Genomic DNA, 14,095 nt, shown 5'->3' with positions numbered 1-14,095 from the left:
TCGGGCATTCCGCTCAGCAGGGGACCGGCAACCCGGAGGAGTTGCAAGCCGGACAGCCGGTGCGGGACGTGACGTTCGGCCTATTCCTACTGACTGTAAGTTACACGCTTGTTACGCCCTCGCCCAGGGCGGGCGGCGTCCCGCCATCCGGGCGGCGTCCGGCGCGGCGTCAGACGACCGCGCCGTCGTCCGGGTCGTGGTCGTCCCGGTCGCCCGGGCGCAGCCGCCAGATCAGCATGACGAAGCCGGCCAGGATGCCGGTGAAGCCGAGCAGCGTGACCACCGACGGATCGACCAGCGACACCACGGTGGGGGACAGGAACAGCAGGAAGCCGAGCACGATGCAGGCCACGCCGAGCACCGCGTACTTGGAGAAGCGGGGCAGCGGGGGCGGCGGGGGCGGGGTGTAGTGCTCCTCGTCCGACGCCTCGTCGGGCAGATTCGCACCGAACGTGTCCAGGCCGTCGAGCAGCGAGGGCTCGTCGTGCCGGTCCCGGCTGAGCGAGACACCGGAGACGTCGGCGGCGTACGGCAGCCGGCGCACGTCGGTGGCGGTCGGGCCGGCGGGCTCCTCGACCCGGCCGCCGGCGGCGGTGCCCGGCGCGGGCGGGTCGTCCACGTCCTCGGCGGCGGGCCAGGGGTGGCTGCCGGCGCTCGGCGCGGTGTGGAAACCGGCGATGATCTTCGCCCACTCGGCCTCGATGTCCGGCTCGTCGGCGCGCGGCGGGTCGCCCCCGCCCTCGTCTGCGAGCTGGGTCAGGTAGTCGCGGGCGGTGATCAGGTGCGACCTGTCGACGTAGAGCCGGTCGACCGGGCGGGCCGGGACGGTGGTGGTGCGGGTCACCGGGTTCAGGTCGGCCGAGGGCTGGAGGTAGGCCGCGATGCCACCGGCGGCGAGCACGTCGAGCAGGTGCTCGCCGACGCGTGGATCGACGTCGCCCGCGACCGCGTACTCGGCCGCGTCGAGCCCGTTGTCCCGTCGTCCCCGACGGGGCCCGCCCCCTGACACCGGACACCCCCTTCGCCGATCCCTGCCCGTGCCCTGAATCGTGACACGCCGGGGCCCGGTTCCGGGAGTGCGTTGTGGCGTGCCGCTCGTCGTTCGTACCCTCTTCCCGGACTCCCGTGGGCGCCGCCGGCGCCTCCGGGGCCACGCGGCGACCCGTCCGCCGCCACCGACACGGGAAGGACGCCGGTGCTGTACTGGCTGCTGAAGTACGTCGTTCTCGGCCCACTGCTGAGGTTGATCTTCCGTCCGCAGGTCGAGGGGCTGGAGCACGTTCCGGCCACCGGCCCGGTGATCCTGGCGAGCAACCACCTCTCCTTCTCGGATTCGATCTTCACACCGCTGATCGTCAAGCGAAAAGTCACATTCATCGCCAAAGCCGAATACTTCACCGGTAAGGGTCTCAAGGGCCGGCTCACCAAGATGTTCTTCGTCGGCTCCGGCACCATCCCGGTCGACCGCTCCGGCGGGCAGGCCGCCCGGGCCGCCCTCGACACCCAGCTCTCGGTACTGCGCGCCGGTGGCATCGCCGGCATCTACCCGGAGGGCACCCGGTCACCGGACGGCCGGCTCTACCGGGGCAAGACCGGTGTGGCCCGGCTGGCGCTGGAGAGCGGCGCCCCGGTCGTCCCGATGGCCATGCTCAACTCCGACGCGATCCAGCCCACCGGCCAGATCATCCCGAACCTGGGCCGGGTGCGGATCCGCTTCGGACCGCCGCTGGACTTCTCCCGCTACGCCGGGATGGCCGGCGACCGGTTCGTCGAGCGGGCGGTCACCGACGAGATCATGTACGAGCTGATGGAGCTGTCCGGCCGCGAGTACGTCGACACGTACGCGCAGAAGGCCAAGAGCGCCGCGGCACGGCAGCCGGTCCCGGCCTGACCCCTCAGCCCGTCCGGGCGATCCGGAGCAGCCCGGTGGCGGCGTGCCGGCCGGCGAACGCGCGTACCCGGTCCAGCGTCGCCGCCGCGGCCGGCGGATCCGCCTCGGTCAGCGGCCCGACCGCCAGCGCGGACGCGATCATCTGGTCGGTGACGTCGGTCATCTCCGCGTACCCCTCGGCCGCCGTGGTGAGCAGCCGGCCCGCCCGCGCGGCGTCGCCGTCGCCCCGGGCCAGCGCCGCCTCGGCCGAACGCCCGGCGGCCCGCGCCCAGCGGGTGGCCCGCGGCGAGCGCGCCAGCAGGTCGCGCACCAGCACCGCGGCGTCGCCGCCGAGCAGCGCGGCGACGTGACCGACCGCCGGCACCCACTCGGCGAACGGGATCATCCGGGTCTGCCGCCAGTCCTCGTCCAGCTCGGTCAGCAGCGCCACCGCCTCGTCCCGGCGGCCCTGCACCGCGCGGCAGAGCGCGGCGTGCGCCAGCGTGGAGCGCAGCACACGCTGGAAGCCGCTGCGCCGGGCCGCGACGAGCGCCTGGTCCACCAGGTCCTCGCCGGTGTCCGGGCCGGCCGGGTCGTCGCCGAGCGCCCGGATCCAGCCGGACACGGCCACGATGTGCAGGTCCCACTCGTCGGTCGGGCGCCGGGTCGACCCCTCGGCCATCCGCAGCGCCGACGTCCAGTCCCCGCTGTAGTACGACCGGGCCCACTGGTCGCTGAAGCTCACCGTGAGGGCGTGCTCGCCGGCCAGGTCCAGTGAGCGCTGCTCGTCGACCAGCCGGGCCGATCCGGTCAGGTCGCCCTCCTCCTGGAGCACCCAGGCCAGGTTGTGCACCGCGCGGCGGCGGCTGGTCAGCCGCTCCACCCGGCACTCCTCGGTCACGTCGGCCAGTTCGGCGTACGCCTCCTCGGCGCCGGCCTGGTAACGGACCACAGCGAGCGTGATGCGTGCGTTCGCCCGCGCCTCGCGCAGCTCCAGCCGCTCGGCCAGCTCCGCGGCGGTGCGCGCGGCCACGCACGCCGGCTCGGTCTCCGCGTCGAGCATGTGCGCCCGGGCCAGTTCCAGCAGCACGCCCACCTTGTCCTCGCTGTCCGGCAGCGTGGCGTGCAGCCCGATCGCCCGGTCCAGGCAGCGCATCAACTCCGAGCGGTCGGCCCGCGCGAAGGCGGCAGTGGCCAGCAGCCGCCACGCCTTCGCCGCACCGGGCCGGTCACCCGCGTCCGCCAGCCGCCCGGCCAGGGTCGTGAGCAGCACCGTCCCGCCGTCGTCGAGGAAGCCGTCCCGGTCCCGGTAGAACGCCAGCTCGGCCTGGAACAGCTCAAGCGCCGGGTCCGGGCCGCACTCCACGCTCAACGCGCGGTCCACCAGCGTGGCAGCGGTCTCCAGCGCGTGCAGGTCGTACGCCCGGCGTGCGGCCCGGTGCAGCGCGGACCGGGTCGCGGCGGCGTGCGGGGTCTGGTCCAGCCCGACCGTACGGGCGATCTCGTGCGCGGCCCACCTGTGGTTGGCCAGCACCTCGGCCAGGTCGTGCTGCCGGCCGTCGGCGAGCTGCTCCAGCCAGTCGGCGGTGCGCTGGTGCCGGGCGACCCGCTCGGCCCGGGGCAGCCGCTGATAGCAGACGTCCCGGACCAGCACGTGCCGGAACCGGTACTCCGCCTGGCCGGGCATCGTCGACACGGGCAGCTCGTAGACGAGGTCACGCCGCTGGAGGTGGTGCAGCGCCCGTTCGACCCACTCCGCCGGGCGGCCGAGCGCCAGCGCCACCGGCGCCGCCCAGAACTGCACGCCGACGACGGAGGCGGCCTGGAGCACCGCGCGGTCGGCCGGGTCGAGCAGGTCCAGCCGGTTGGCGATGACCGCCTGCACGGTACGCGGCATCCCGGCGCCGCCGGCCGGGTCGACGAGCGCCAGCCCGGCGGTCCGCTCGGCCAGCCCGCCGTCGAGCAGCATCCGCGCGTACTCCTGTGCGTAGAGCGGGTTGCCGTCGGCGAACTCGATCAGCGGCGCCCGTGCCTCCTGCGGCAGCGTGGCCTGGCCGAGCAGCAGCGAGTAGAGCGTGTCGATGTCCCCGTCGTGCATCGGCGGCACCGAGATGGACATCGCCCCGCTGATCGTGCCGGTCCAGGCCGGGTGCCGCTCGCGCAGTTCCGGCCGGGCGGTCGCGACGACCAGCAGCGGCACGTTGCGGGCCGCCGCGCCGAGCTGCTCGACGAAGGACAGCATCGCCTCGTCGGCCCAGTGCATGTCCTCGAAGACGAGCACAGTGGGGCCGGTCGCGGCCAGGGTGAGCAGGAAGCGCCGCCACGCCGCCTCGGTCTCGGCCGAGGTGAGCCGTTCGCCGGCGACGCCGACGAGCGGGCCCAGCGCCTCGGCCAGCCGTACCGCGTGCGGGTCGGCGAGGTGGCCCAGTCGCTCGCGCAGCCGGTCCCGGATGGTGGCCGGGTCGTCGGCGCCGGTCAGCCCGGCCCAGCTCCGGACGATGTCGGCCAGCGCGGCGTAGGTGACGTTCTCGCCGAACGGCGGGCACTGGCCGGTCAGCCAGGTGACCCGGGTGCCGGGCAGGCTGGCGGCGTGCCGGGCCAGCTCGCGCAGCAGCCGGCTCTTGCCCACCCCGGCCGGGCCGAAGACGGTGAGCAGCTGCGAGGTGCGCTCGTTCAGGGTGCGGTGCAACGCGCTGACCAGCAGGCCCCGCTCGTGGTCCCGGTCGACCATCGGGGTCAGCTCGGCGGTCTGGCCGTCGCGCCGGGGCCGCGCCCGTACGGCCAGCCAGATCCGGCTCACCGACGACCGGCCGCGCAACGTCACCGGTGGCTGGTCGTCGTACTCCATCTCGCGCCGGGTGGCCGCCCAGGTGCTCTCGTCGACCACCACGCCGCCGACCGGGGCGAGCCCCTGCAACCGGCTGGCGGTGTTCACCACGTCGCCGGTGACGAACGCCTGGCCGCCGTCGCGCGCCGCGGCCAGGTCGACCAGGGCCTCGCCGGTGGCGATGCCGACCCGGAACCCGAGCGGCGGGTGCGGTCCGGCCGGCTGCCGGGCCAGGCTGCGTTGCAGCTCCAGCCCGGCGCGTACGCAGCGCAGCGCGTCGTTGTCGGTGGCCACCGGCGCGCCGAACAACGCCATGACCGCGTCGCCGATGTACTTCTCCACCACGCCGCCGTACTGGTGCACCAGCCGGCGCACCGTGGCGAAGTAGACCTGTTGCAGGCTGCGGGCCTGTTCCGGGTCGGCCCGCTCGGCGTATGTCGTGAAGTCGACGATGTCGATGAAGAGCACGCTGACCTGGCGGCGGTCCTCCTGCACCGTGACCGCGTGGTCGCGCAGCGGCTGACCGCAGTTGGTGCAGAAGTTGGCGCCGATGTCGTTGGCATGGCCGCAGCCTGGGCAGGCCGCCGCCAGCGGGCGGCCGCACCCACCGCAGAAACGGTCGTCCGGCCCGGCGGTCCGGGCGCAGTGTCCACAGGTGAGGTCGATGTCCGGCTCCGTACGCGTGAGGTCCCCAGTGTCCCGCGCGGCCGCGCAGTCGGGTACCCGACGGGTCGGCGGGACGTCACGGCTGTTCGGCCGGGTCTAGTCTCCCCTAGCAGGAAGTCCCGTCGACAGGGAGATTGCCGTGCACGTCCGGCTGTCCGCCTCATGGACCGATCCACGGGGGACGGTGTGGGCCGTCGGTGACACGGTCGACGTGGACGCTGTCACCCTCGCCGAACTGGAGGAAAAAGGCATGGTGGAGCAGCCCGCCGGTAGCGGATCGACCGAGACCACGACCACGACGACCCCGCCGAAGAAGACCGACCCGTCGAAGATCGGCCCGGGTCCGAGCTCGCCCCCGGCCGACACCAAGAAGGACTGACCGGGCGTACGACGAACGCGGCGGGGGCCGGCGGGACGACCGCCGGCCCCCGCCGTCGTCGGGTCAGCGGTCGTTCATGCCGGCCCGGCGGCGCAGCGCGGCCACGTCGGTGACCACGATGCGGCGTCCCTCGGTCCGCAGCCAGCCCCGGCTGGCGAACGAGCCGATGGCCTGGTTGACGCTCTGCCGGGAACCGCCGGCCATCTCGGCGAGCTGGCTCTGGTTCAGCTCGATCGTGATCATCGGGGCCTGGCTCTCACCGGCCAGCCGGACCAGCGTCTTGGCCACCCGGCCGGGCAGGTCGAGGAAGACGTGGTCGGCGTTCTGCTCGGTGAGCCGGCGGATGAGCTGGCCCAGCGAGCGCATCACCGCGTCCAGGATGCGCGGGTTGGAGTGCACCAGTTCCATGAACGCGGGCCGGGACAGCGCGAGCGCAGCGCAGTCCTCGATCGCCTCGGCCGACGCCGAGCGGGTGGAGGCGTCCAACAGGGACACCTCGCCGAGCACGTCCGGGGGTCGGATCACCGACAGCACCGCGCGCTCGCCGGTCGGTGCGGTGCGGAACACCGCCACCGCGCCGCGGCGCAGCACGATCAGCGACTCGCCGGGGTCGTTCTCGACGAAGAGCAGCTGGCCCTTGCGGTAGGTGCGCGGTACGGCCGCGGCGATGACACGCTGCCGCACCTCCGGCTCAAGCCCGGCGAACATCTCCACACCCGTGAGCGCGTCACCCGGCTCCGGCAGGCGAGACTCCACGGCTCAACCCCTCCCCGGTCAGAAGTCACGACTCGCACACCGGGTGAAGCTGTCAGTCCCGGTACGAGGCAGCTCAACCGGTTCGGCGCCCGACGGCGGTACACATCAGATCATGACGCTCTCGTCGCGTGCTGTACACCCCCGGAAACACTTCCGTGACCATGCCCGGCCGCCGACGGCACGCCCGCCGACCTCGGCGGACGCCCCGGCGACCGGCGCGTGCCGGTGATGGGCGAGGATGGGGGCGATGGTCTACCGCTATTTCTACGACTGCGAATTCATCGAGGACGGCCGCATCGTCGACCTGGTGTCGATCGGCGTCGTCGACGAGTACGGCCGCGAGTTCTACGCGGTCTCCACCGAGTTCGACGACTCCAGGGCGGTACCCTGGGTGCGGCGCAACGTGCTGGACAAGCTCCCGTCGCCGGCCGACCGGGCCTGGCGCTCCCGCGCGCGCATCCGCGACGACCTGCGTGAGTTCCTGCTGGAGCCGGTGCGGGACCGGCCGGGCGAGCAACTGGAGCTGTGGGCCTGGTACGCCGCCTACGACCACGTCGTGCTGGCCCAGCTCTGGGGCGCGATGCCGGCGCTGCCCCGGGAGATCCCCCGCTTCACCAAGGAGCTGCGCCAGCTCTGGGACGACCGGGGACGCCCCCGGCTGCCGGACGCCGAGGCCGACCGGCACGACGCGCTGGTCGACGCCCGGCACAACCTGGCGCGGTGGCGGGCGATGACGGCGCGGGAGGTTTGACCGGTTCCGCCCAGGGCACGGGAGCGGCATCTACGCCGATCCGAGACAGGAGTGCCCCATGAGCAATGAGCCGACCAACGCCGCGGACGCCCGCCGCCGGGTCACCGAGCTGATCCGGGACGCCCGGATCTGTCTGCTCACCACCACCGGCGTGGACGGGCGTCTGGTCAGCCGCCCGATGGGGTTGCAGGAGGCGGACTTCGACGGCGACCTGTGGTTCTTCGCGTACGCCGACTCGGCGAAGGTGCGGCAGATCCGGGTGAACCCGCAGGTGAACGTCGGTTTCTCCGACCAGCGCCACCACGCCTGGGTGTCGGTGGCCGGCACCGCCACCGAGGAGTGGGATCCCGACCGGGCGAAGGAGCTGTGGAACCCGCTGCTCAAGGCGTGGTTCCCGGACGGGCTGGACACGCCCGGGATCACCTTGATCAAGGTGCACGCCGGGTCGGCGGAGTACTGGGACTCGCCCGGCAGCACGGTGGTCAACCTGCTCGGCTTCGCCAAGGCGGCGGTGACCGGCAAGCCGCCGAAGGCGGGGGAGAACCACGAGGTCAGCTACTGACGGGTAGCCCGTCCGCCGTCCGGAACGACCCGGGGTGCGGTGTCGGCGTACACCTGTGCCGACTACAGTGCGCAGTGACGGCCCGCCCCGGGCCGGCAACGGCGCCGATGGTCTGATCTGACACATATCCTGGGGCTTATCCGGGCTTCACCTGATGCTCCAGGAGGATGAGCAGATCATGCGTATCGGCGTGCTCACCGGCGGCGGCGACTGCCCAGGTCTCAACGCGGTGATTCGGGCGGTGGTCCGCAAGGGCGTCGCCACCTACGGTCACGAGTTCGTGGGCTTCCGGGACGGCTGGAAGGGCCCGCTCGAGGGCCTGACCAAGCCGCTCGGCATCGCGGAGGTGCGCGGCATCCTGCCGCGCGGCGGCACCATCCTCGGCTCGTCCCGCACCAACCCGTTCAAGATCGAGAACGGCGTGGAGCGGATCAAGGACAACCTCGCCGCCCAGGGCGTGGACGCGCTGATCGCGATCGGCGGCGAGGACACGCTCGGCGTCGCCACCAAGCTGCACGAGCTGGGCGTCAACGTCATCGGTGTGCCGAAGACGATCGACAACGACCTCGGTGCGACCGACTACACGTTCGGCTTCGACACCGCCGTCAACATCGCCATGGAGGCGATCGACCGGCTGCACACCACCGCGGAGAGCCACCACCGCACGCTCGTGGTCGAGGTCATGGGCCGGCACGCCGGCTGGATCGCCCTGCACGCCGGTCTCGCCGGTGGCGCCAACGTGATCCTGCTGCCGGAGCGGCAGTTCGACGTCGAGCAGGTCGCCGGCTACGTCGAGAAGCGCTTCCAGCACCAGTACGCCCCGATCGTCGTGGTCGCCGAGGGCGCCCAGCCGCTCGACGGCCAGATGGTGCTGCACAACCAGGAGCTGGACGCGTTCGGTCACGTCCGTCTCGGCGGCATCGGCCAGTGGCTGGCCGAGCAGCTGGAGGCGAAGACCGGCAAGGAGGCCCGCACCGTGGTGCTCGGCCACATCCAGCGCGGCGGCACCCCGACCGCGTTCGACCGGGTGCTGGCGACCCGGCTCGGCCTGCACGCGATCGACGCCGCGCACGAGGGCGACTGGGGCAAGATGGTCGCGATGCAGAGCACTGACATCGTCCGCGTCCCGCTCGCCGAGGCCACGCGCGAGCTGAAGACCGTGCCGCTGGAGCGGTACGCCGAGGCCGAGGTCTTCTTCGGTAGCTGAGGTGTGTAGGGAGGGGCCCCCGCTTAACGCCTCGTGCATAGCAGGGGCCCCGCTTGACAGTCGGTCGCTGGGGCCGGACGAGGAGGCGTGGGTGGGCGGGCACACGGTCGCGGTGATCGGCGCGGGCAAGATCGGTGAGCTTATGCTCTCCGGCCTGCTGCGCTCCGGCTGGCCGGTGGAGCGGCTGCTCGCCACCGCGCGCCGATCGGCGCGCGCCCAGGAGCTGACCGACCGCTACGGCGTACGGGTGGTGGACAACCTCACCGCCGTGACCGAGGCCGAGGTGCTGGCGGTGTCGGTCAAGCCGCAGGACGCCGCCGCGCTGCTGGACGAGATCGGCCCGAAGGTGCCGGCCGATAAGCTTGTCATCTCGCTCTGCGCCGGCCTGCCGACCGCCTTCTTCAACCGCCGGCTGCCCGAGGGCACACCCGTGGTCCGGGTGATGACGAACACACCGGCGCTGGTCGACCAGGCGATGAGCGCGATCTCGGCGGGCGCGTACGCCACCGGCGAGCACCTGGCCCTGGCGGAGGAGATGTTCTCCCCGCTCGGCGCCACCGTCCGGGTGCCCGAGTCGCAGCAGGATGCGGTCACCGCGCTCTCCGGCTCCGGTCCGGCCTACTTCTACCTCCTGGTCGAGGCGATGATCGACGCGGGTATCCTGCTCGGCCTGCCGCGCCAGGTGGCGCACGAGCTGATCGTGCAGACCGCGATCGGTTCGGCGGTGATGCTGCGTGACTCCGGGGAGCACCCGGTGAAGCTGCGCGAGGCGGTCACCTCGCCCGCGGGCACCACCATCTCGGCGATCCGCGAGCTGGAGAACCACGGCGTACGCGCGGCCATGCTGGCGGCGCTGGAGGCGGCCCGGGACCGGGCCCGGGAACTCGCCGCCCAGGCCGACTGACGTTCAGCCGGGCCCCGACGCCGGTCCCGGCCGACGGTGCCGGCGCAGCAGCAGGATCAGCACGGCCAGGGCGAGCGTCCCCCACAGCGGCACCCAGCGGGGCCGGTGCTGGGCGAGTGTGCCGACCGCGCCGCCGACGCTGTAGCTGACCAGGGCGAGCAGCCCGAGCAGGGTGCCCCGCCGGACCCGGCCCCGGTCGGCGGTGGGGCCGAACAGCCAGCGGGCGGCCCGCTCACCGGTCTTCGTCGTGGTGTCCGACTGGTAGGTGATCGGCGTCGCGACGCCCGCGGTACGGGTCGCCACAGTGGTCAGGCTGCCCATGGCTACCGCGCCCGCGGCGGCGAGCAGCACCCGCGCGGCGGTGCCGTCCCGGCCGTACGCGAGCACCAGGTTGAGCACCGCCCACACGATCATGGCGGCCTCGGTGACCGCGATGTCGACGAGCGGCGCCGCCGTCGGCCGGGTTCGGCGGCGGAGCAGGCTCACCAGTCCGGCTGTGGTGGCGAACGCGACGATCGAGGCCGCCGAGACCGGCCACGTGCGGTGCCCGCCGACCGGCCCCATGCCGAGGAAGATGGCGTTGCCGGACTGGTTGGCGACGAACGCGCCGTACCGCAGGAACGCGAAGGCGTCCAGCGCGCCGGCGGTGACGACGGCGAGCACGAGCGCCGCGAGCGGGTGGCGGAACTCGCGGTAGGAGTCCGCGGAGCCGTACGGCGCCGACCGGTTCACCCTTCCCCCGTCCGTGTGCAGGAGCGACCCCGGCGGCGTCCGGGAGTTCGTTGTCGAGCCGCTGCGGCGAACCTACTATATGTCTCGTATATAGGTTTTCGGCCGTTTCAGTAGTGGAGGTGGCGGCGTGCCGCCACCCGGCCAGGAACGCCTGGACCAGGCGCAACAGGACGCCGACGTACCACCTGGGCGGCGTGACCAGCCTGACCACGCGTGGCGCGCCCCGGCGGCGTCGACCGGCGAACCGGCCGTGCCGCCCGGCCAGTGGGTACGGGTGGTTACCGCGCTGCTGGAACCGGACCCGGCGGCCAACAGCGCCGACCTGCGCGACGCGCTGCTGCGCGCGGACGCGATCTCGTCAGAGACGCCGCCGGGGCGACGACGACGCCGCAGGCCAGCCTGCTGCCGCTTGCTACTGGCAGGACCAGCCGCTTGCCGCCCGGCTGCGCGTCACAGTGCTGGTGGGCGCGGACGGGGTGGGGGCGGTGCTGGACGAGCTGTACCGGATGGGGGCCCGCCGGAGCGGCACGTTCGTGCAGGAGGCGGAACGCGGCCAGTCCTGACGAAGCCACATGTCCCGCCATCGACGGTCGGTGTCCGACCTGACGTCCGGGGGTTGGCCGCTCGCCTCATCAGCTCGGCCGAGCCTGCCTCTCCCCACTTCGGTCACGGTGAAGGTGGCGAGCGTTTCGGGACTGCACGGTTGCAACGTTGAGGTGATTGAATCAGCGCTATGCATGTTCCCTGGACCCGCCTCCCCGGCGAGGACGTGTCCCGGGATGAGTCATGAGTGCCGCTGCACAGGCGGCGAATTGGTGCGGTAGCGGATTTCGCTGGTTGGTGGCGTGATGAACGGGAAGAGTCCGTCAGTGGGCGAGTGCTTGTGGAGTTCGTGCCAGTTCCAGCATCTGGCTGGGCGCTGAAGTGACTGGTCCCGCTAAGAACACCAGCCATGCCCGATCACCAGGAGAGTCGGCGAATGGCGGGCGCGACGCTGCCAGACGCTTGCTGGTGCTCGGGGGAACCTGGTTTGTCGGGCGTGCCATCGTCGCCGCAGCGCTCCATGAGGGCTGGGATGTAACGGTCTTCAACCGCGGCGTTTCGCCCTCCGAACCGAGTGGTGTGCGACTGATCAGAGGTGACCGGACGCATCCTGACGACGTGGCTGCTCTGGTCGCCTCCGGACCCTGGGATGCCGTTGTAGACACGTCCGGTTACGTCCCGGCCAACGTGCTCGCTGTTGCGGGTGCCCTCGCCCCGGTCGCAAACCGCTACGTCTTCATGTCCACGGTCAGCGTCTATCAGGACTGGCCGGTGAAGCCGCTCAGTGAGGGCTCCGAGGTCCTGCAGTGCCCACCTGATGCCGGACCCGACTACGGCACCGACACTGAGGACGGACCAACGCGGTACGGCTACCAGAAGTCCGGTTGTGAAGCGGCGGTGACGGCCACATTTGGTGAGGAGAGGGCAATTCTTCTACGCCCGGGGGTGATGTTTGGTCCTCGCGAGTATGTCGGTCGGCTTCCCTGGTGGCTGCGCCGAGTAGCAGCCGGGGGAGAGGTTCTGGCACCCGGCTCGCCCGACCGGACGATTCAGCCGATCGATGTGCGCGACGTCGCGTCCTTTGCGCTACTCGCGACAGACAAGAACCTGGCCGGCGCATACAACGTATGTCGCCCGGCTGGAAGCGCCACCTTCGGCGATCTGCTGCACGCCTGCGCCGCCGCGACCGGAGAGACTCCGCTCTTCACCTGGGTTCCTGATGACGTGCTCGTGCGGCACGGAGTGCGGCAGTGGTCGGAGCTGCCGCTGTGGCGCACATTCGAGGGGGTGTGGCAGGTCGACTCGACCAAGGCGCAGAGCGCCGGGCTGCACTGGCGGCCGTTTCATGAAACGGCCGCCGACACCTGGCAGTGGCTCAAGTCCACCCGATCTGCCCTGGCCGACGAGCGGGCAGCCGAAATCGGACTGAGCCCGGAGAAGGAGGCTCATGTGCTGGCCGCCTGGCACAGGTCAATTGAGCAGCACGGGTGACTTGTCGGTCAGCCAACCCGAGACTGCCTCTGCGAGCTGCCGCGCCTCATGGTCGTGCGTCCAAGGCGATCCACCCAGCACATGCCGGACTCTCGTCATTCGGCCAGTCAGCGAGGTGTTCCTCTTCTCGGGAGGAAGGGTCAGGACATCACCCAGGGTGTGGATGGCGGCGTCCCGGTCACTCATGCCCAGGTAAGCAGCCGCCAGGTCGATCTTTATGCCGTTTATCTGCGAGTATGGCCGCCGGGCGGGTGGCAATTGGGTGTAAGCGTCGACCGCCTCCTGCGCGCACTTGGCTGCCTCTTCGCCATCGCCGAGGTCCAGCCATGCTGCGGCTGCGCATGCTGCGGCCCTCACTGGTCCGAAGGCAAACTCGCCTCCGAACGACGCGCTGAGGTCATCCGGGCGTTTGGCCGCAGGATCCCGGTCCCGGTGGGCAGCTCGCAGAGCCTGCTTGAGGGAAGGCGAGCTGCCAAGTAGTGCGTAGGACCGTGAAGCGATGTGACGGAGCCTCAGCCTCGGCTCGCCGTCGGGCGCGACCGACATCGCCTTGGCGACCGTCTGGTTCGACCTCTGCCACATTCGTCATCGGCTTACGCCGTTTCGTTTTCCCGCAGGTGCGGCAACATCTGGCCGACCAGCCCAGGGGTGATCGCGAGGGTGGTCGTCGACTCGGCGCTGTACTCGGCCCCTCGGCTGTCGACGACGACGGCTCCCGCCTCGCGAGCGATGGCCACCCCGGCTGTCATGTCCCAGGTGTGGTTGGAGAGGGTGATGGCGACGTCGATCTTTCCCTCCGCCAACCAGACGAGATCCACTGCCGCTGATCCACTCATTCGCACGCGCTGCACCGTCTCGGCGAGCCGCGCCATCAGTGCCAACCGAATCCGATTCTTGTCCGCGGCGTCCTTACCGACGGCGAAGTCACCGATCCCTACGACGGCCTCGCTCAGACTCGTGGTGTCGCTCACCTCGACCGGCTCACCGTTCGCGAATGCTCCACAACCCTCGGCGGCCCAGTATCGAGCACCGAGGAAGGGCAGGTCTACGACGCCAAGGACCGGACGTGCCCCGTGGAGTAGGCCGAGGGAGATACCGCACAGGGGGAGACCGCGAACGAAATTAATCGTTCCGTCGATCGGATCAAGCGTCCATTGCACATCGCCGGTGCCGCTGAGACCCTCCTCCTCCCCGAGGAAGGCGATGCCGGGTGTCGTATCGCGCAGGAGCGATCGAAGGTCTCGCTCAATCGCGTAGTCGACATCCGAGACAAGATCACGGTCGCCCTTGGCGGCAGAGGTGACCGGTGCCTGGTGGCGCATGAAGGTGGCCGCCCGGCCAACAGCATCGAGGGCGACCGGCAACAGCTCACGATACGAGGTCACAGTCGCCGGCCCCGCTCCCACT

13 protein-coding genes are annotated in these 14,095 nt (G+C 71.6%); 7 read left to right on the top strand and 6 right to left on the bottom strand.

The genetic code is table 11. The annotated features are described in order from the left end of the window. Window positions 1-169: 169 nt before the first annotated feature. A complete protein-coding gene (locus O7622_RS25310) occupies window positions 170-1,009 on the bottom strand; it encodes a DUF308 domain-containing protein (RefSeq protein WP_282310659.1) in 840 nt (279 codons plus the stop codon). A 186-nt stretch (window positions 1,010-1,195) separates the two neighbouring features. On the opposite strand from O7622_RS25310, the gene O7622_RS25305 reads away from it, so the two are divergent. Beyond that, window positions 1,196-1,891 carry a lysophospholipid acyltransferase family protein gene (locus O7622_RS25305; protein ID WP_282310658.1) on the top strand — a complete coding sequence of 232 codons (696 nt, stop codon included), beginning with the start codon at window positions 1,196-1,198 and terminating at the stop codon, window positions 1,889-1,891. A gap of 4 nt (window positions 1,892-1,895) precedes the next feature. Here O7622_RS25305 and O7622_RS25300 read toward each other — a convergent pair whose 3' ends face one another. Beyond that, window positions 1,896-5,363, bottom strand: a complete 3,468-nt coding sequence (locus O7622_RS25300) for an adenylate/guanylate cyclase domain-containing protein (protein ID WP_282314222.1) — start codon at window positions 5,361-5,363, stop codon at window positions 1,896-1,898. Window positions 5,364-5,574: 211 nt separating this feature from the next. On the opposite strand from O7622_RS25300, the gene O7622_RS25295 reads away from it, so the two are divergent. Beyond that, a complete protein-coding gene (locus tag O7622_RS25295; RefSeq protein WP_282310657.1) occupies window positions 5,575-5,742 on the top strand; it encodes a hypothetical protein in 168 nt (55 codons plus the stop codon). Window positions 5,743-5,805: 63 nt separating this feature from the next. Here the strand turns inward: O7622_RS25295 and O7622_RS25290 are convergent, their stop codons facing one another. Beyond that, a complete protein-coding gene (locus tag O7622_RS25290) occupies window positions 5,806-6,498 on the bottom strand; it encodes a Crp/Fnr family transcriptional regulator (protein ID WP_013287664.1) in 693 nt (230 codons plus the stop codon). A 247-nt stretch (window positions 6,499-6,745) separates the two neighbouring features. Between O7622_RS25290 and O7622_RS25285 the strand changes: the two genes are divergently transcribed. The 4 genes from O7622_RS25285 to proC all read left to right on the top strand — a co-directional run bounded on the left by O7622_RS25285 (window position 6,746) and on the right by proC (window position 9,922). Beyond that, the gene (locus tag O7622_RS25285) at window positions 6,746-7,249 is read left to right on the top strand and encodes a polyadenylate-specific 3'-exoribonuclease AS (RefSeq protein WP_282310656.1); all 504 of its coding nucleotides are present in this window, start codon (window positions 6,746-6,748) and stop codon (window positions 7,247-7,249) included. Between the two features lie 58 nt (window positions 7,250-7,307). After that, window positions 7,308-7,811, top strand: a complete 504-nt coding sequence (locus O7622_RS25280; protein ID WP_091050179.1) for a pyridoxamine 5'-phosphate oxidase family protein — start codon at window positions 7,308-7,310, stop codon at window positions 7,809-7,811. Window positions 7,812-7,989: 178 nt separating this feature from the next. Further along, window positions 7,990-9,018: a 6-phosphofructokinase gene (locus O7622_RS25275; protein WP_282314221.1), complete on the top strand. Its 1,029-nt coding sequence runs from the start codon at window positions 7,990-7,992 to the stop codon at window positions 9,016-9,018. A gap of 91 nt (window positions 9,019-9,109) precedes the next feature. Beyond that, complete coding sequence (gene proC, locus O7622_RS25270) at window positions 9,110-9,922, top strand: pyrroline-5-carboxylate reductase (protein ID WP_282310655.1); 813 nt, start codon at window positions 9,110-9,112, stop codon at window positions 9,920-9,922. Between the two features lie 3 nt (window positions 9,923-9,925). On the opposite strand, the gene O7622_RS25265 is transcribed toward proC, so the two are convergent. After that, window positions 9,926-10,654, bottom strand: coding sequence for a YoaK family protein (locus O7622_RS25265; RefSeq protein WP_282310654.1), 729 nt, complete (start codon window positions 10,652-10,654; stop codon window positions 9,926-9,928). A gap of 1,005 nt (window positions 10,655-11,659) precedes the next feature. On the opposite strand from O7622_RS25265, the gene O7622_RS25260 reads away from it, so the two are divergent. Then, complete coding sequence (locus O7622_RS25260) at window positions 11,660-12,688, top strand: NAD-dependent epimerase/dehydratase family protein (protein ID WP_282310653.1); 1,029 nt, start codon at window positions 11,660-11,662, stop codon at window positions 12,686-12,688. Here the strand turns inward: O7622_RS25260 and O7622_RS25255 are convergent. Further along, the gene (locus O7622_RS25255) at window positions 12,668-13,045 is read right to left on the bottom strand and encodes a hypothetical protein (RefSeq protein WP_282310652.1); all 378 of its coding nucleotides are present in this window, start codon (window positions 13,043-13,045) and stop codon (window positions 12,668-12,670) included. The genes O7622_RS25260 and O7622_RS25255 overlap by 21 nt on opposite strands. Window positions 13,046-13,281: 236 nt before the next feature. Next, window positions 13,282-14,052 (bottom strand): inositol monophosphatase family protein, encoded by a 771-nt coding sequence (locus O7622_RS25250; RefSeq protein WP_282310651.1) that lies wholly within the window; start codon window positions 14,050-14,052, stop codon window positions 13,282-13,284. Window positions 14,053-14,095: the final 43 nt, after the last annotated feature.

This window comes from Micromonospora sp. WMMD1076, from assembly GCF_029581475.1.
In the GTDB taxonomy this organism is placed as follows: Bacteria; Actinomycetota; Actinomycetes; order Mycobacteriales; family Micromonosporaceae; genus Micromonospora; species Micromonospora aurantiaca.
This window is presented reverse-complemented; position numbering and strand designations above follow the sequence as displayed.

Bases quoted from the DNA above. Each gene is read 5' to 3' on its own strand.
- O7622_RS25275 (WP_282314221.1), top strand. From the start codon at position 7,990: ATGCGTATCGGCGTGCTCACCGGCGGCGGCGACTGCCCAGGTCTCAAC.
- O7622_RS25280 (WP_091050179.1), top strand. From the start codon at position 7,308: ATGAGCAATGAGCCGACCAACGCCGCGGACGCCCGCCGCCGGGTCACC.
- O7622_RS25285 (WP_282310656.1), top strand. From the start codon at position 6,746: ATGGTCTACCGCTATTTCTACGACTGCGAATTCATCGAGGACGGCCGC.